The organism is Mycolicibacterium celeriflavum (assembly GCF_010731795.1).
Lineage (GTDB): Bacteria > Actinomycetota > Actinomycetes > Mycobacteriales > Mycobacteriaceae > Mycobacterium > Mycobacterium celeriflavum.
The window spans coordinates 2,932,292-2,949,846 of the sequence record NZ_AP022591.1 but is presented as its reverse complement, the minus strand read 5'-3'; the positions used below and the strand labels follow the sequence as shown (position 1 = coordinate 2,949,846).

The following is a 17,555-nucleotide window of genomic DNA, read 5'->3' as shown; positions in this document are numbered from 1 at the left end:
GGCCGCTACTGTCGGTAGCTGACGAGGAAGTTACCCAGCCGCTCGATGGCGTTGGCCAGATCGCGGGACCACGGAAGCGTCACGATGCGCAGGTGATCCGGTGTCGGCCAGTTGAAGCCGGTGCCCTGTGTGACGAGGATCTTCTCTTGCAGCAGCAGATCCAGCACCAGCTGCTCGTCGTCGACGATGTCGTAGACCTCGGGGTCCAGGCGGGGGAAAGCGTAAAGCGCCCCTTGGGGTTTCACGCATGAGACGCCGGGTATCTCGTTGAGCATCTGCCAGGCCACGTCGCGCTGTTCGCGCAGCCGGCCGCCCGGCAGCACCAGGTCCTCGATGCTTTGATGTCCGCCGAGGGCGACCTGAATCGCGTGCTGCGCAGGAACATTCGGGCACAACCGCATGTTCGCGAGCAAGCTGATGCCCTCGATGAAGCTGCCGGCGTTCTCTTTGGGTCCGGTGATCACCAGCCAACCGGACCGATAACCGGCCACCCGGTAGGCCTTCGACAACCCGTTGAAGGTCAGGGTCAGCACGTCGGGGGCCACCGAAGCCATCGCGATGTGCTCGGCGTCGTCGTAGAGGATCTTGTCGTAGATCTCGTCGGCGAGCAGCAGTAGTTGGTGCTCACGCGCCAATTCGGCGATCTGCTCGAGGGTTTCGCGGCGGTATACCGCGCCGGTCGGGTTGTTCGGATTGATCACGACGATCGCCTTCGTGCGGTCGGTGATCTTGGATTCCAGATCGGCGATGTCGGGCATCCAGCCCTGCGTCTCGTCGCACAGATAGTGCACCGGGGTGCCACCGGCCAACGAGGTGCACGCGGTCCACAGCGGATAGTCCGGCGCCGGGATCAACACCTGGTCGCCATTGTCGAGCAGCGCCTGCAGCGTCATCTGGATCAGCTCTGAAGCGCCATTGCCGAGATAGACGTCGTCGACGTCGAATTTCGGGAATCCCTCGACGAGTTCGTAGCGGGTGAACACCGCGCGCCGGGCCGGCATGATGCCCTTGGAGTCGGAGTATCCCTGCGCATACGGCAGCGCCTGGATGATGTCGCGCATGATCACGTCGGGCGCCTCGAAGCCGAACGGCGCCGGGTTGCCGATGTTGAGCTTGAGAATGCGGTGGCCCTCGGCTTCGAGGCGCGAAGCGTGCTCGTGCACCGGACCGCGGATCTCGTACAGAACGTCCTGCAGCTTGGAAGACTGCGTGAACGTGCGCTGCCGCGGGCTGTGCCCCGTGGCATGGATCGGCACCTGGTGGGTGGTCACGCCCTCCATAGTCTCACTGCTGTCCAGCGATTAACGAAAAACGCTGTTCATGGGGTCAGCGCTTGCCCGGCGGGCGGGCGCCCCTGGCGATGCCGAGACCCTTCACCGGTGGCGGCGCCGCTTTGTCTCCATTGTCGGCGTCGGAAGGCTCAGTGGCAGCGCCGGATTCGTCGCCGTCTGTCGACTCCGATTGTGCCGCAGCGGGTTTCGGTGCAGCGGCCGGTTGTGCTGCCGGGGCTGCCTTCTTGGCGCCGGGACGACGGGCACCTGGCGCGATGCCCAGGCCCTTGACTTCGGGCTCGGGCTTTCCGTCCAAGCCTCGATCCGAGTCCGCGGTGTCGGTCTTGGAGCCGGGCACCGCCTTGTCCGGGTCGACGTTCGGCGGCTGGGTGACGGTGGCTTCCCCCGCGTGGGGGGTCTTGGCGGCCTTCTTCGCCCCCGGCCTCTTGGCGCCCGCCGCGATACCCAGGCCCTTCACCTCGGGCTCCGGCTTGGCCGTTGCCTCGGGTGCCTCAGCCTCGGGTGCCTCAGCGGTCGGCGTCGCCGCGGCCTTCTTGGCGCCGGGGCGCTTGGCCCCGGCCGCGAGACCCAGCCCCTTCGCAGGTGCCGCCGCGGCAGCAGGCTTGTCCGCGGCGGGGGCGGCCTTCTTCGCTCCCGGTCGCTTGGCGGCGCCCGCGATGCCGAGGCCGGTGACCGGCTTGGTTTCAGTGGCCGTGGAGGCTTGGGGTGCCACGGGCTCCGGCTCGGCCTCTGTCTCCGCCTGGGCCGGCGCCTCCTTGACCGCCGGCGCCCGCGCGGCCAGCTCGGCGGCGCGTTCCTCGGCCTCCTTGGCCGCGGTGCCCTTCTCGGGCAGCGCGATCGCGGTCTTGTCGAGAGAGCCCAACAGCAGCTGAGCGACGTCGAGAACCTCGGCCTTCTCCACGTTGCGCGAAGCGGCGACGTCGTCGACACCGTCGGTGATCATCACGCGGCAGAACGGGCAGCCGGTCGCGATCGTCGAGGCCGTGTCCATCGCCTCTTCGGTGCGTTCCACGTTGACGCGCTTGCCGATGTGCTCTTCCATCCACATCCGCGCGCCGCCGGCGCCGCAGCACAGGCCTCGGTCGGCGTGCCGGGGCATCTCGGTCAGCTTCGCCCCCGACGCGCCGATCAGCTCACGCGGCGCCGAGTACTCCTTGTTGTGCCGACCCAGGTAGCACGGGTCGTGGTAGGTGATGTCCATCCCACCGTCGGCAGGAGTGACGGGAATCAGCTTCTTGTCGCGGACCAGCCGGTTCAACAGCTGCGTGTGGTGCAGCACCGTGAAGTTGCCGCCGACCTGCGGGTATTCGCGACCGAGCGTGTTGAAGCAGTGGGGGCAGGTGACCACGATCTTGCGGTCCACCCGCTCGACGCCCTCGAACAGGTCGTTGAGCGTCTCGACGTTCTGCGCGGCCAGCTGCTGGAACAGGAACTCGTTGCCCGAGCGGCGGGCCGAGTCGCCGTTGCAGGTTTCGCCCTCGCCGAGCACCAGGTACTTCACGCCCGCGGCGGCGAGCAGCTCCGCGACGGCCTTGGTGGTCTTCTTTGCGCGGTCCTCGTAGGCGCCGGCGCACCCGACCCAGAACAGGTACTCGAAGCCGTCGAACGACTCGACGTCCTTGCCGTACACCGGCACGTCGAAGTCGACCTCGTCGATCCAGTTCGTGCGGTCCTTGGCGTTCTGGCCCCACGGGTTGCCCTTGGTCTCCAGGTTCTTGAACAGCACGCCGAGCTCGCCGGGGAACTCCGACTCCATCATCACCTGGTAGCGACGCATATCGACGATGTGGTCGATGTGCTCGATGTCGACCGGGCACTGCTCGACGCACGCACCGCACGTCGTGCAGGACCACAGCACGTCGGGATCGATGACGCCGCCCTGCTCCTCGGTGCCGACCAGCGGCCGGGTGGCCTGCTCGGGGCCCGAGCCCATGATCCGCTCGAAACCGGACTCCGGGACGTGCTCGTGCGAATGCTCCTCGGAGTGCTTCTCGCCGCGCACTTCCTCACCGAGACCGCCCTCTGGGGTGTTCTCGAGCGGGGACTCCTTGTCGCCGAGGACGTAGGGCGCCTTGGCGAACAGGTGATCGCGCAGGTTCATGATCACGAGCTTGGGCGACAGCGGCTTGCCGGTGTTCCACGCCGGGCACTGCGACTGGCAGCGGCCGCACTCGGTGCACGTGGTCATGTCGAGGTAGGCCTTCCACGTGAAGTCCTCGATCTTGCCGCGGCCCAGCACCGCATCCTCGGGCGGATCCTCGAAGTCGATCTCCTTGCCCTCGTATTCGACGGGCAGCAGCGGGCCCAAGCCGTCGGGCAGCCGCTTGAACGTGACGTTGATCGGGGCCAAACCGATATGCAGGTGCTTGGAGTGCAGCACGATCAGCAGGAACACCAGCATCACCGCGATGTGCAGCAGCAGCGCGATGGTTTCGATCCACTCGTTGGCGGTGTGGCCCAGTGGGTTCAGCACCCACCCCATCAACTGGGAGAAGAACGCGCCGTTGCCGTACGGCAGGGCATCGGTGTTGACCGCGGCGCCACGCACCAGCGCGTAGGTCCAGATGACGTTGAAGATCATGAACAGGATCAGCCAGGCGCCGCCGGTGTGCGATCCGTAGAAGCGGGAGTCGCGCCCGTGCTCCTTGGGCTCGGTGCGCAGCCGGATGATCGCGAAGACGATGATGCCGGCCAGCACGGCGACGGCGAAGAAGTCCTGCAGGAATCCCAGCGCGTCCCAGCGGCCGATGAACGGGATGTGGAAGTCGTGGTCGAAGAGCAGGCCGTACGCCTCGAGATAGACCGACGCGAGGATGAAGAAGCCCCACATCGTGAAGAAGTGTGCGATGCCGGGAATCGACCACTTCAGCAGCCGGGTTTGCCCGAACACCTCTTTGAACTGCGTGGTGATGCGTGTGGAGAGGTTGTCTTTGCGGTTGTTCTCCGCGCTGGTCGGCGCCCCGGAGCGGATCAGATTCGTCAGCCAGAGCACGCGTTTCGCGGCGAAGACCAGTACCAGTGCCGTGAGCCCGAGGCCGACGACGAGTCTGATCAGCATCTGGGTATCCACCGCGCGCCTCCCGTTTCTAAGTTACCCAAGGGTAACTTAATGCATGTTACCCGCGAGTAACTTTAGCTCAGGGCCTGCTCAAGTCCGGGGCTCATAGTTGCACCTTGCGGGGATGCGCCGCTACGAAGGTTGACCTAACTAAGGGCCGTTGCTCGGATCGGGGTCGACGGGAGCGGGGTCGTCGCCGGATCCCTCGTCGCTTGGTGAGGGGTTCTCGGGCGTCGATCCGGCGTCCGATTCGCCGTCGCCCGGGCCCGGGTCGATGGGCGGAGGTGTCGAAGGGGGTGTGGACGTCGGCGGGGGCTCCGGCGGAGGTGTCGAAGGGGGTGTGGACGCCGGTGGGGGCTCCGGCGGAGGTGTCGAAGGGGGTGTGGTCGTCGGCGGCGCGGTCGTGGGCGGCGCGGTGGTTGGTGGAGTCGTCGGCGGCGCGGTCGTGGGCGGCGTGGCGACCGGCGCCGGCGCCTGCGTCACGGGGGCGTGGCGGGGAGTCTGCCGCTGGGGCGGGGTGGATCGCTGCGCGGGTTGGACGACGACGGTGGTGGCTTGCGGGGCCTGCGGCGCCGGGGGTGCAGGAGTGGGAGCCGGCGCGGAAGGCGCGCGGGGCGGCGCGACCGTCGTCGCCGCCTCGACCGGGGTGGTGGTGTCGTCACGTAGCTGCATGACCCCGAACAGGGCCGTGGTGACCACCGCGGCCGCCGCGGCGAGGCCGAACAGGATGAGCGGAGACCGCCGCGGTGCCGCCGCTTCGTCCTCCTGCCACTCCTCGCGCTGGAAGTGAAGTTCGGGGCGGAACGCGGCCGGGGAGTCGGTCAGTTCCGCATCGTCCTGGTCGTCCTGCGACCAGGCCAGCGCGCCGAACGTGCTCGATGGTGCTCCGGCGTCGAACAGCGCGGTCGCGACTTCGGCGGCAGGCGCCAGCGTCGTCGCGATTTCTACGACCCCGCTGCGCTGGGCGATCAGCGCTGCGCCCGCGGCGGCGGTCAGGTGTGGTTGCGGGGTGGTCACCACCGGCGCGCGCAGGTGTGCGGACAACCTCTGGGTGATCAGCGGGATGCGTGCGCCGCCGCCGATCGTTGCCACGGCCGCCACGGCTGCCTGCGGAACCCCGTAGCGATCCAGCGTATCGTCAAGTGCGGCAAGGAAATTCGTCAGCGATCCCGCCATGAGCCGTTCGAGCTCGGTACGGGTGACGCGGATGTCGGCGTGGTGGCCGGGCAGGTCGACCGCGACGGCCGTCGCGGTCTGCGCCGACAGCCGTTCCTTGGCGTCGCGGCATTCGTCGCGCAGCCGTGCCAGTGACCCCACCATCGCCGTGCCGGACGGGTCGGCGTCGGTGGTGATCGAGGCCATCACATGGGTCAGCAGTGCCTGATCGACGAGGTCGCCGGAGAAGTCGGCGAACCGGACGGTCTCGCCGACCACCGCATGGTTCGCCGAGGCGTTGACGATCGTGATGCTGGCGCCGCTGCCGCCGAAGTCGCAGAGCACCACCACGCCGCGCGACGGTAGGCCGGGGTCGGCGTTCAGCGCCGTCAACGCGGCGGTCGCGTCGGAGACCACCGGCACCTCGTCATGGAGGACGCGGCGCAGGGTGTCGGCGACCGACGGCCGCCAGTGCGCCGGGACGGCCACCGTCGGGCGGGCCGCGCCATCAGGTGGTGCGAGCGCGCGCAGCGCCTCGGCGAGCAACTGCTCGGGACGGTGCGCGGTGCCGTCGGGCGCGACGAGCGGCACCGGATCGCCGATGCGGTCGACGAAACCGGTGAGCCGCTGCCCGTGCAGTGTCACCTCGGAGGGCCGGACCGCCGCGGCGTGCCCGTCGCGCGTCGCGACGAGGTTTGTCGCGCCGACCGACAGCCCCAGCGGCGCGGTGGGAGTTGCCTGGTCGTTGAACATGGCACGACGCTATTGCGCTGGCCGGAGCGACGAATCCGGTGCGACACCCGTCGTCGAAAGGTCCGGTTAGGGGATTTCGGTTAGGGGATGGCGCGGCGTTAGGGACCTCAGGCCTGTGGCGCCAACATCGCCCGCAGCATCGACAGCATCTCCGAGCGGGATTCCGCACCGAGTCGTCGCCGGATCCGCGCGACGTGGTGCTCAACGGTCTTCGCCGAGATGAACAGTTGCGCGCCGATGTCGCGGTAGGGCATGCCGAGCAGCAACAGTTCGGCGACCTCACGTTCGCGGTCGGACAGTCGCGACGACGCGGGCCGCGAGGCGCCCGCCCGCGGGGCTTCGGGGGCAGCAGGGTGTTCGACACCCGGGGCCTCGTCGACCGCGACGGTCTGTTTCAGATCACGGGCAAGCTGCAGCATCGCGCCGGACACGCGGCCATCGGGGGTCTGCAGCGCGGCCTGACCGGCAAGGCGGGTGGCGTCCCAGGTCAGTCCCGCCTGAGCCAGCAACCGGGCCGCCGTGGTGACATCGTCGACGTCGACGTGGTTGGCCAGCACCCGCAACCAGGCCCGCCCGGCGGTGGCCAGCGTCTTGGCGAACGCACTGTGGGCGGCCGCGGTGGTCAGCGCCTGGCCGTGCGGGGCGACCGCGTCCGGCGCGTTGGCCAGGATTCCGGCGTGCACGCCCGCCCAGTGCAGCGGCGCGGACCACAACACCGGATCGCCGAGCGAGCCGAGCAGCGCGAACGCCTCGTCGATGGCGTGCTGTAGCCGGTCGACCTGATGCATCCGGGAGGCGGCCACCCACAGCTCGCCGAGCGGCAGCAGCGAGAAAAGGTCCGTCGAGTACTCGGCGAGCACCTCCACCGCGGCGTACCAGTGCTTCTGCATGGCGCCCGGGTCGCCGCTGCGGCGGGCGATGGCGGTCTGCAGCGCCGCCGCCCACAACGCGTCGCGGCGGTGCAGCGGGGAACTGGCGTCGGCGTCGGCGCACACGGTTGCGACGTCGGAGGTGGCTGCGGGTAGTTGACCGTCCTGCATGCGCACCCAGCCCAGCAGCAGCCGGTGCCTGCGGCTGACGAAGAGTGCGGCCTCGGGGCCGTCCTCCAGTCCCGCGCGCACGGCGCGGGCGATCACGCTGCGGGCCCGCACCGGATCGCCGCCGTGCAGCGCGGCGAGCGTCACCAGCGCCGCCGGGGTGTCCGGGGCGACGCCCGCCGCCGGTTGGTCCGCGGTGATGGCCTGGCCCAGCCGGGCGACCGCGGAGGGGTACGGCGCCTCCAGCGACATCAGCAGCCCGTCGGCGAGGCTGCGCGCGGCCCGCGCCGTCGACGTCGGGGGACCGGTGGTCTCGGCCGACAGCGCCGCACGAGCGGCGGGCAGGTCGCCGGCGGCCAGCGACACCACCGCGCCCGCCGCGCTGACGAACGCGTCCGGATAGGGGCCCAGCCAGCGGAACAGATCGGCGGCCTGCGCTGCGCTGCCGTCGTGGACGGCGATGCTGGCGGCGATCCGCACCGAGGCGGCCCTTTCGGCGGCGTCTTCGGAGCCGAGCAGTTCGTCGGTGAGCCGGCCCGCGGTGGCGCAGTCACCGGTCATCGCTAGCGCGTCGGCCAGCTGCGAGCTCAGCGTGGTCGCTCCGGCATCGGCGGCGGCACGGTAAAGCCTTGCCGCCCTGGCTGGTTGGCCATTGCTGCGGGACGCGAGTTCGGCCAGAGCGGTGGCGAGCCGATCATCGCGCAACCCGTGCTCAGCCAGCTGAAGCGCCAACTCAGCTGACAGCGTCGATGATTCGAGCTGTGACACCAGCAGCGACACCTCGATGTCGTGATGGCGTGCGGCGCCGAGGATCTGGGCGATGCATCGATGTAGCGCCCGCAGGAAGGCGCGACTGTGGGACGGCTCGATCAGCCCCGTGGCGCGGGCGCGGTCCACCACGGCGTGGGCATCTTCGGCGCTCATCTGCAACGCGGCCGCGACGTCGTCCGGGCCGAGGTCTCTGCTCAGCGATGTCATCAGCAGCGTGTCGAGCGTGGCGCCGTCGACCCGGCGCAGCCGCTCGATCAACGCGTACTTCGCGGCCTGCAGGATCGCGGTGGCCGGTGGCTCACCGTCCGGAGCGGCGGCGGCCGCGATCGCCGGCTGCAGCAGGAACGGAAGGCCGGCCGTGGCGACGAGCAATGACCGGACGAGGTCGGATGCCGGTGGGCCGCCGAGCTTTTCGGCGGTGAGATGCGCAACCTCCGCGGGCGGCAGCGGGCCCAGCGCGACGATCGGGTTCTCGCGTTCGACCGCCGTCGTCAGCGCGCGCAGTGCAGGACGGTGCACGAGTGGTTCGACGCCGATGACGACGGTCGAGGCGGGGTCGGCGACTCTGCCCGCGAGGTGCTCGAGTTCCTGGTCGTCGAGCAGGTGGGCGTCGTCGATCACCACGGCAACCCCCGGGTCGTCGCCGGCACGCGGGGGTCGGGTCAGCACCGCCGCGCCCGCGGACCGCAGCGCAGTCCGGACCGCGGCCAACACCGAACTCTTGCCTGTGCCGATTCCTCCGGACACGAGGAGCTTGACGGGTTCGGTCGGCGCTGCGGTCAGCCGGGCGACCGCTTCACGCGCGGCTGGCGGGATGTCGGTCCGCGGGTCCGACGCGGTCATGGTCTACGGCTCGTCCGGAATCGGCACGTCCGGAATCGGCTCGACCGTCGTGGTGACCGGTGGTTCGGTCGTCGTCGGTGGCTCAGTAGTCGTCGGCCGTGTCGTCGTGGCCCGTGTCGTCGTGGTGGTGGTCGGCGCGGTCGTGGTGGTCGTGGTCGTCGTCGTGGTGGTCGTTGCCGTGGTGGTCGGCGACGTGGTCGTGGTCGTCGGTGGCGGAGGCGGCGGCACCACGGTGGTGCTGGGCCGGCCGTCCGATCCTGTGACCGTGATCGTCTGTGGCGCTGCCGAAGTCGTCTGCTGTGGCGACGGGCCGGTCTCGACGGTGGTCGCGGTCTCGGTAACCGGTCCGGTTTCGCCGCTGGTGCTCGTCAGCGTGACCGCGAGGCCACCGACGGCCAGCAGAGCGGCCGCGGCGGCCGCGCCGAACAGCACCGTGGGCCGTCGGTACCACGGCAGCGGTGCCGGTTCGGGTTCGTATCCCTCTTCCTCGTGGGCGAATTCCATCGCCGGGCGAGCACCGGTCATGCCCGGTTCGAACGTGTAATCGTCACCGGCATACGGCACCGGCTCGCCTGCCGGCGATTCGTCCTGCGACCAGGCCAGCGCCCGGAACGTCGCCGAGGCCGGCCCGTCGTCGGCCGCCCCTGCGGCCGCCACTCCCGCCGCCCCGGCGGCCCACGCGGCGGCGGCCATGGTCGCCGGCGCCATCCCGGTCGGGGCATCCGCCGCAGGAGCCATCCCGGTCGCAGCGTCAGCGGCGTCGGCGACCAGCGCGGCGCCCGCGGCGACGTTGAGTTGGGACTGCGGCGTGGTGATCACCGGTGCGCGCAGCCGTGTCGACAGCTGCTGAGTGACCAGCGGGATGTTCGCCCCGCCGCCGACGGTGGCGACCGCCGACACGTTGGCCAATGCAATGTTGTTGCGCTGCAACGTTTCCTCGACGGCGTTGAGTACGCCGGCGAGCGGTTCGTCGATCAGTCGCTCCAGCTCGGTACGGGTCACCCGGATGTCGGAGTTGAAGCCGGGCAGTTCGGCGTGCACGACCGCGGCGGTCTCGGCCGACAGCCGTTCCTTGGCCAGCCGGGCCTCGTTGCGCAGCCGGGCCAGCGAGCTGACCGCCGCGGTGCCCGCCGGATCGGCGTTGTTGGCCGCCGCGATACCGGCCACGACGTGGTTGAGCAGTACCTGGTCGATCTGGTCGCCGGAGAAGTCGGGGTAGCGGACCGTCTCGCCGATCGAAGCGAAGTCGGCGCCCGCGTCGGCCAGGCTGATGCTGGTCCCGCTGCCCCCGAAGTCGCACAACACGACGACGCCGTTCGACGGCAGCCCCGGCGCGGCCTGCAGCGCGGCGAGCGCGGCGGCCGAGTCCGCGACCAGCGGTGGCGCCGCCCCGCCGGGAGCGAGGCCGGGGGCGGCTCGCAGCGCGCCCCGCAACGCGTCGACAGTGGCCGGCCCCCAGTGCGCAGGCACCGCGATCACGATGGGGGCACCGCCGCCGACCGTGCGCCCCATCGCGTCAAGCGCCTCGGCCAGGACCCGCTCGCCGCGGTGCGGTGAGCCGTCGGCAGCGACCAACGGCACCGGATCGCCGACCCGTTCGACGAAACCGCTCAGCACCATGCCGGGTTGGTTCAGGTTCGGGTTCTCGCCCGGTATGCCGACCTCCGGGGCGCGGTCGTCGAACACGGTGAGGATCGACCGGCGCATGACCGGGGGGCGGCCGATTCGGGCCGCCACCAAATTGGTCGATCCGATCGACAACCCGAGTGAGTCGCTCATCTCCACCTCTGCATTAAGCCGTCCATCACGATAGCGGCTCATTTCCCTCGATCATGGGAGCTGCCCCTAGTGCGGCGAAATCCCCTAACGGTGCGTCCCCTAATGGTCCGGCCACACAGGTGGGTTTCGCACCGATCACCAGCGCCGTGGCCGTCGATAGCATCGGGTTCAGCGCCTTGTTGAGCGCAGCCGCATATCTAGCTACGTATATCTGTTTGAGGGAGGGAGGGTGTTTCATGGCCAACGAGCTACTCGATTTCGTGATGTCGGTGGTGCGCGATCCTGACGCCGCCGCGCGGTTCGCCGCCGATCCGGATCAAGCCATTCTCGACGCCAATCTGACCAACGTGACCAGTGCTGATGTCAACGCCCTGATCCCAGTGGTCTCCGAGTCGCTGTCAGCGCTTCCGACGACGGTACCGACGGCCGGGCTGGACGGCGGCGTCGCCGAAGCGGCGGGCAACGTGTGGGCCAGCGGCGCGGCCACGGCCGCCTTCGACGCGTTCGGAGACCATGTGCCGGCCGAGACGTTCGACGACGTGCACACCGCTGTTATCGCCGATCCGGGCACCGGCCTCGCCGATCCGGGCGTCCCGGACGTCCCGGCTGCCGGCGACACATCGCTGCAGTTCGACCAGCCGGTGATGGAGGAAACCGACGTCGACGATGTGCCGACGGTCGAGGACTTCAGCGACGCGGTGGTCGACGTCCAGCAGCTGGATGTCGATGCAGGCGGTTTCGACATCTTCGACTGACCATTCAGCGACGAAAGTGCGCGGTCCCGTTCCGGGGCCGCGCATTTTTGCGATTGGCTGGGGTGGAAGCGCCGCGTGCCTGCCTCGATTGTGCGTCCTGCTACGCCTGCCTCGGCGTGTCGCGTCGGAAACCGCACAACCGGATGGCATCCGTCTCCGCTGTCCCCTGGTCACCCCCTAATCCCCTAACGCAGCCCCCATCGCAATCCCGGGACGGTCGTCCGCAGGGAGGGGTTGCGACCCCGTTTCTGCGCAGTCGCGGTGCCCATAACGTGGTCTTCAGTTCGCCGGACAGCCCGGTGACAAGACCAAGAACCGAACACTCGAAAGGACCCGACAATGAACCTCATCGACTGGTTTCTGAACCTGTTCCGCGATCCGGTTTCCGCTGCGGCGTTCGTGGCCGACCCCGACCGCGAATTGCAGCAGGCCGGCTTCGGCAACGTCTCCGCCGCCCAGGTGCAGGCCGTGGCGGCCACCGTGGCGCCGGCTGCGGTGGTGCATGGTGGGGGTGATCCGGTGCTGGGTTTGCAGCAGGCGGTGGCCCAGACTCACGGGATCGCGTTCGCTCCGCAGCGCCAGACCGATCTGTGGTCGAACAACGACACCCTGAGCCACAACGACACCCGGTTTTTGAGCCCGGAGACCACCACCGTCAGTCATGCCGGTGAGGATCAGCAGCAGGGCATCGGCAATGTCGGGTTGGAGTTCGGTGACATCACCTTCGGTGACAAGACCACCAACACCGCCACCGACGGCGGTGTGGTCAACACCGGCACCGCCGGGGACATCGACGCCACCAACGTCGAGGGTGACGGCAACGTGGTCGGTGATGACAACGAGAACGTCAACACCGGTGACATCGAGGATTCCAACGTCAACATCGGCGAGGACAACGAGATCGACGACAGCGGCGATCAAAGCGCCGGCGGGGACATCATCTCCGACAACGAGGGCCCGGTGATCAATGACGTCGACATGAGCGGCGGTGCCGGTGGCGGCGCGGTCGGTGGCGATGGTGGCGGCGGGCTGATCGGGGTCGGCAACGACGGCGGCAACGCCGCGGGCGGTGCCGGTGGTGCCGGTGGCGGCATCGTGATCAACGACAGCGACACGAGCACCACCAACGTCGATGGCAACCAGACCACCGTCGGAGACATCGACGGCGGGGTGTCCGGCGGCATCTCCGGGGGCTCGAGTGTGGAGGACAACTCGGTGGACAACTCGGTGGACAATTCCGTCGACAACTCCGGGCAGGACAACTCGGTCGACAACTCCGGTCAGGTCAACACCGATGTCGATGTCGACACCACCGTCGACGCCGGCCTGTTCTGACCCACAACCACACAGCGCAACTGGCGGGGATCAAACCATGATCCCCGCCAGTTGGCACGTCTACCGTTGACTGACCGGCCCATCCGGTCTCCGACACGAGGACTTCATGACGCAACCCAGCGACGCACCCAAGGCCAAACAGGTGAAGGTCATCGTCGAATTGATCGACCACACCAGCAAGATCGCCGATGCCAACGATCGAGGCGACCTGGTCGAGCGGTTGGCCAAGGCCAAGGTTCGCATCACCGACCCGCAGATTCGGGTGGTGATCGCCGGTCAGCTCAAGCAGGGGAAGAGCCAGCTGCTGAACTCGCTGCTGAACGTCCCCGTCTCGCGGGTGGGCGACGACGAGAGCACGGTGCTGGCGACGGTGGTGACCTACGGCGAGACCGCAGCCGCGAAGCTGATCGTCGCGCGCGGCGAAGGCGAGGAACCCGAAGCCATCGATATCCCGATGGCCGACATCAAGAACGATCTGCGGCGGGCGCCGCAAGCCGGCGGCCGTGAGGTGATCCGCGTCGAGGTCACCGCGGCCAGCCCCCTGCTCAAGAACGGCTTGGCGTTCGTGGACACCCCGGGTGTGGGTGGGCACGGCCAGCCGCACCTGTCGGCGACGCTGGGTCTGCTGCCCGACGCCGACGCGCTGCTGATGTGCAGCGACACCAGCCAAGAGTTCACCGAACCCGAGATGACGTTCATGCGCCAGGCGTTCGAAATCTGCCCTCTCGCAGCAATTGTCGCCACCAAGACCGACCTCTACCCGCACTGGCGCCAGATCGTGCAGGCCAACAACGCCCACCTGCAGCGCGCCGGCCTGTCCGTCCCGATGATCCCGGCGTCGTCGCTGCTGCGCGCCCATGCGATCCAGCTCAACGACAAGGAGCTCAACGAGGAGTCGAACTTCCCGGCCATCGTGAAGTTCCTCAGCGAGCAGGTGCTGTCGCGGCAGAACGACCGCATCCGCGATCACGTCGTCAGCGAAATCCATTCCGCGGCCGAGCATCTGACTCTGAAGGTGAAGGCCGAGCTGTCGGCGCTGAACGACCCGGGCACCCGCGACCGGCTCAAGGAGGACCTCGAGCGGCGCAAGCAGGAGGCCCAGGACGCGCTGCAGCAGACGGCGCTGTGGCAGCAGGTGCTCAACGACGGAATCGCAGACCTGACCGCCGATGTCGACCATGACCTGCGCGGTCGGTTCCGGGTCATCAGCCAGCACATCGAGAAGGTCATCGACTCGTGCGACCCGACCCAGCACTGGGCCGAGATCGGTGCGGAACTCGAGAACGCGGTCGCCACCGCGGTGGGCGACAACTTCGTCTGGGCCTATCAGCGCGCCGAGGTGCTGGCCGCCGAGGTCGCCCGCACGTTCGTCGAAGCGGGGCTCGATGCGGTGAACATGCCGGAGCTCGACCCCAGCCGGATGGGCGCCAGCCTCGGGGAGATGAAGTCGCTGGGCCGGTTGGAGGCCAAGCAGTTGACCAAGGGCCGCAAGCTGACCATGGGCATGCAGGGTTCGTACGGTGGTGTGCTGATGTTCGGCATGATGACGTCGTTCGCGGGATTGGGCATGTTCAACCCGATCTCGCTCGGCGCGGGTCTGCTGATGGGACGCACGGCGTACAAGGAGAACGTCGAGAACCGGATGCTGCGGGTGCGCAACGAGGCCAAGACCAACACCCGACGGTTCATCGACGACACGCAGTTCGCGGTCAGCAAGGAATCGCGGGACCGGCTCAAGGCCATCCAGCGGCAGTTGCGCGATCACTATCGCGGCATCGCGAACCAGACGACCAGATCGCTCAACGAATCGCTGCAGGCGACGTTGGCGGCAGCGCAGGTCGAGCAGGCCGAACGTAACGGCCGGATCAAAGAACTCGAGCGCCAACTCAACATCCTCAACCAGGTCACCGAGCACGCGGTCAAGCTGCTGCCCGCCCAATCCGAGCCCCAACCCGTGGCAACCACCTAACCGCGCCGGTATCTAAGCTGGAGCCTTGGCCATCGCCGAGCGGGAGGACGCCGAGGTAGCGCGAGATGAGCACTAGCGATCAGGTGCGCGCGATCCTCGCCGGGACCATGCAGGCCTACCGGGCCGACCCCGCTTACCGCCAACGTCCTGACGTGCACAACGAGTTGGAGCGCATCGGCGGTCGGCTCAACCAGCCGATCCGCATCGCGCTGGCGGGCACGCTCAAGGCCGGCAAGTCGACGTTGGTGAATGCCCTTGTGGGCGAAGACATTGCGCCCACAGACGCCACCGAGGCAACCCGGATCGTGACATGGTTCCGGCACGGACCCACACCAAAGGTGACCGCCAATCACCGTGGCGGCAGGCGGTCCAACGTGCCGATCGGCCGGGACCCGAACGAGGGCGGACTGACCTTCGACTTCGCCAGCCTCGACCCCGAGGACATCATCGATCTCGACGTCGAGTGGCCGGCCGCCGAGTTGATCGACACCACGATCATCGACACCCCGGGCACCTCGTCGTTGTCCCGTGACGTCTCCGAGCGCACGCTGCGACTGCTTGTGCCCGACGACGGGGTGCCACGGGTCGACGCGGTGGTCTTCCTGTTGCGCACGCTCAACGCCGCCGACATCGCGCTGCTCAAACAGATCGGCGAACTGGTCGGCGGCTCGGCCGGGGCGCTCGGCGTGATCGGGGTCGCGTCCCGCGCCGACGAGATCGGAGCCGGCCGGATCGACGCGATGCTGTCTGCCAAGGATGTCGCGACGCGATTCACCGTCGAGATGGAGCGGACCGGAACGTGTCAGGCGGTGGTCCCGGTGTCGGGCCTGCTGGCGTTGACGGCACGGACTCTGCGGCAGAGCGAGTTCGTCGCGCTGGAGAAACTCGCCGGGGTGGACGCCGCCGAACTGACCAAGGCGATGCTGTCGGTGGACCGCTTCGTCCGCGAGGACAGCTCGCTGCCCGTGGACGCGGCGACGCGGGCGGCGCTGCTGGACCGGTTCGGCATGTTCGGGATCCGGATCTCGATCGCGGTGTTGCGCGCCGGTGTCAGCGATTCGGTGGCGCTGGCCGACGAGTTGTTGGAGCGCAGCGGGCTGGTGGCGTTGCGAGAGGTCATCGACCAGCAGTTCGCGCAGCGGTCCGATCTGCTCAAGGCGCACACGGCATTGCTGTCGCTGCGGCAGTTCGTGCAGCACTACCCGATCTACGCGACGCCGTACATCCTCGCCGATATCGATCCGCTGCTGGCCGACACGCACGCTTTCGAAGAGCTGCGACTGCTTAGCCAGTTACGTTCTCGACCAACGACTTTGAACGACGATGAGATGGCGTCGCTGCGCCGGATCATCGGCGGGTCCGGTACCGACGCGGCCAGCAGGCTGGGCCTGCAACCGGACAATCCGTACGATGGGCCGCGCGCGGCCTTCGCGGCGGCCCAGCGCTGGCGCAGGCGGGCCGAGCACCCGTTGAACGACCCGTTCACCACCCGCGCGTGCCGGGCGGCGGTGCGCAGCGCCGAAGCGCTCGTCGCCGCCTATGCGGCCCGCGGGCGCGCCTGAGTCGCAGTCGACGCTCGCTAGGGGAGTATCCGCTCTTCGAACAGATCGGCGCCTCGGGAGGTTCCGCCGGTCGCCTCGAATCCCGCCGCGACGCGTTTGGCGCCGTCCGTCATGGTTTGCGCCTGCAGCACTTTCGTCCGCAGCCGCGGTGCCGACAGCTTCTTCGCGGGCAGCCGGGTGCCGCACCGGGCCACCTCGACGCGTCTCGCAACCTCGAACTGGTCTCGCCCGAATGGCACGACGCAGACGGGTACGCCGTGCAGAAGCGCCTTCTGCGTCGCGCCCATCCCGCCGTGGGTGATTGCGCACACCGAACGGGCCAGCACGGCTTCGTGGGGCACCATTCCGCACACCGTCGCGTTGGGCGATGTCGTCAAGCCTTCCAACGGGCCGGCTGGGACGGTGGCGATCACGTGCACCGGTTCATCGGCCAACGCGGCCAACGACATCGAGACGAGTTCGGCGTCGGCCTGCGGCTCGGAAGACGTCGTCACCAGAACGAGCGGCCGGTCGATGTCGGCCAGCCAGTCAGAAGCGGTACCGCAGCCGGGATCCAGGGTGCAGGGTCCGATCATGTGGACGGCATCGCCCCAATCGGTCTGCTCGTACTGGAACGGCTTACCGGTGGCCACCAGCATCAGCGGCGCCCGACGAAGGTACTCGTCGGCCGTGGCCACCGCCGGCAGGCCGACGTTCGCGCGGATGGTGTTGACCGACGGCAGCATTGTCCGTTCGATCGATCGGCCGACGACGGCTTGTACCAACGCATCGCGGGCTCGGCCGAGCGCTCCTTGCATCGGTTTGAGGCCCAACCCGAACGGCGGCACTCCGGGCGACCGCATCGGAGGCGTATACGGCGAGAAGCAGGCCCACGGAATATCACCGGCCTCGGCTACCGACCGCGCTCCCCAGCAGTTCACGTCGATCAGCAGCGCATCCGGCGCGAGATCGGCAATTGCTGCGGCGAGGTCGGTGACTTCATGTGTGGCGCGTCGGCCCAAGGCCGCGACGCCGATCTGCAAGGCGCGACGAGCATCGGTCGTATTCCCGTCGCCGAGGGGGATGCACTCGATGTGTGGGTTGATCGCGGCGGCATCGAAACCCAGGCGTGTTGCCATGTCGACCGCGCTGGACAGAGTGCGAAGGTGGATGGTGTGGCCGCGGCGTGACAACTCCGACAGCAAAGCGCTGATCGGCAGCATGTGTCCCAAAGCGGGGGAGGTGTACGCCAGGATTCTCGCCATGT

Annotated in this window: 10 protein-coding genes; 4 read left to right on the top strand and 6 right to left on the bottom strand. The window is 68.7% G+C overall.

The annotated features are described in order from the left end of the window. Window positions 1-5: 5 nt before the first annotated feature. The 5 genes from G6N18_RS14400 to G6N18_RS14380 all read right to left on the bottom strand — a co-directional run bounded on the left by G6N18_RS14400 (window position 6) and on the right by G6N18_RS14380 (window position 10,688). Window positions 6-1,280, bottom strand: coding sequence for a pyridoxal phosphate-dependent aminotransferase (locus G6N18_RS14400; protein ID WP_067225865.1), 1,275 nt, complete (start codon window positions 1,278-1,280; stop codon window positions 6-8). Between the two features lie 46 nt (window positions 1,281-1,326). Beyond that, on the bottom strand, window positions 1,327-4,362 hold the full coding sequence (locus G6N18_RS14395) for a heterodisulfide reductase-related iron-sulfur binding cluster (protein WP_083007170.1): 3,036 nt from the start codon (window positions 4,360-4,362) through the stop codon (window positions 1,327-1,329). 138 nt (window positions 4,363-4,500) lie between these two features. Then, a complete protein-coding gene (locus G6N18_RS24735; protein WP_083007168.1) occupies window positions 4,501-6,258 on the bottom strand; it encodes an Hsp70 family protein in 1,758 nt (585 codons plus the stop codon). 107 nt (window positions 6,259-6,365) lie between these two features. Then, window positions 6,366-8,909: an isoniazid response ATPase/transcriptional regulator IniR gene (gene iniR, locus G6N18_RS14385; RefSeq protein ID WP_083007164.1), complete on the bottom strand. Its 2,544-nt coding sequence runs from the start codon at window positions 8,907-8,909 to the stop codon at window positions 6,366-6,368. A 3-nt stretch (window positions 8,910-8,912) separates the two neighbouring features. After that, window positions 8,913-10,688: an Hsp70 family protein gene (locus G6N18_RS14380; RefSeq protein ID WP_067226048.1), complete on the bottom strand. Its 1,776-nt coding sequence runs from the start codon at window positions 10,686-10,688 to the stop codon at window positions 8,913-8,915. A 236-nt stretch (window positions 10,689-10,924) separates the two neighbouring features. Here G6N18_RS14380 and G6N18_RS14375 point away from each other — a divergent pair, with 236 nt between their 5' ends. The 4 genes from G6N18_RS14375 to G6N18_RS14360 all read left to right on the top strand — a co-directional run bounded on the left by G6N18_RS14375 (window position 10,925) and on the right by G6N18_RS14360 (window position 16,309). Next, window positions 10,925-11,443, top strand: coding sequence for an Rv0340 family IniB-related protein (locus G6N18_RS14375; RefSeq protein WP_067225852.1), 519 nt, complete (start codon window positions 10,925-10,927; stop codon window positions 11,441-11,443). Window positions 11,444-11,782: 339 nt separating this feature from the next. After that, entirely contained in the window at window positions 11,783-12,778 is a 996-nt protein-coding gene (locus G6N18_RS14370; RefSeq protein ID WP_163689887.1) for an IniB N-terminal domain-containing protein, read from the top strand. Between the two features lie 106 nt (window positions 12,779-12,884). Beyond that, complete coding sequence (locus G6N18_RS14365) at window positions 12,885-14,747, top strand: dynamin family protein (protein WP_083003572.1); 1,863 nt, start codon at window positions 12,885-12,887, stop codon at window positions 14,745-14,747. 65 nt (window positions 14,748-14,812) lie between these two features. Then, window positions 14,813-16,309, top strand: a complete 1,497-nt coding sequence (locus G6N18_RS14360) for a dynamin family protein (protein WP_083003569.1) — start codon at window positions 14,813-14,815, stop codon at window positions 16,307-16,309. A gap of 17 nt (window positions 16,310-16,326) precedes the next feature. Here G6N18_RS14360 and G6N18_RS14355 read toward each other — a convergent pair whose 3' ends face one another. Then, window positions 16,327-17,553, bottom strand: a complete 1,227-nt coding sequence (locus G6N18_RS14355; protein ID WP_083003566.1) for a glycosyltransferase — start codon at window positions 17,551-17,553, stop codon at window positions 16,327-16,329. Between the last annotated feature and the right edge of the window lie 2 nt (window positions 17,554-17,555).

Coding starts and splice junctions, on each gene's coding strand:
- G6N18_RS14400 (WP_067225865.1), bottom strand. CDS start 1,280: ATGGAGGGCGTGACCACCCACCAGGTGCCGATCCATGCCACGGGGCAC.
- G6N18_RS24735 (WP_083007168.1), bottom strand. CDS start 6,258: ATGTTCAACGACCAGGCAACTCCCACCGCGCCGCTGGGGCTGTCGGTC.
- iniR (WP_083007164.1), bottom strand. CDS start 8,909: ATGACCGCGTCGGACCCGCGGACCGACATCCCGCCAGCCGCGCGTGAA.
- G6N18_RS14380 (WP_067226048.1), bottom strand. CDS start 10,688: ATGAGCGACTCACTCGGGTTGTCGATCGGATCGACCAATTTGGTGGCG.
- G6N18_RS14375 (WP_067225852.1), top strand. CDS start 10,925: ATGGCCAACGAGCTACTCGATTTCGTGATGTCGGTGGTGCGCGATCCT.
- G6N18_RS14370 (WP_163689887.1), top strand. CDS start 11,783: ATGAACCTCATCGACTGGTTTCTGAACCTGTTCCGCGATCCGGTTTCC.
- G6N18_RS14365 (WP_083003572.1), top strand. CDS start 12,885: ATGACGCAACCCAGCGACGCACCCAAGGCCAAACAGGTGAAGGTCATC.
- G6N18_RS14360 (WP_083003569.1), top strand. CDS start 14,813: ATGAGCACTAGCGATCAGGTGCGCGCGATCCTCGCCGGGACCATGCAG.
- G6N18_RS14355 (WP_083003566.1), bottom strand. CDS start 17,553: ATGGCGAGAATCCTGGCGTACACCTCCCCCGCTTTGGGACACATGCTG.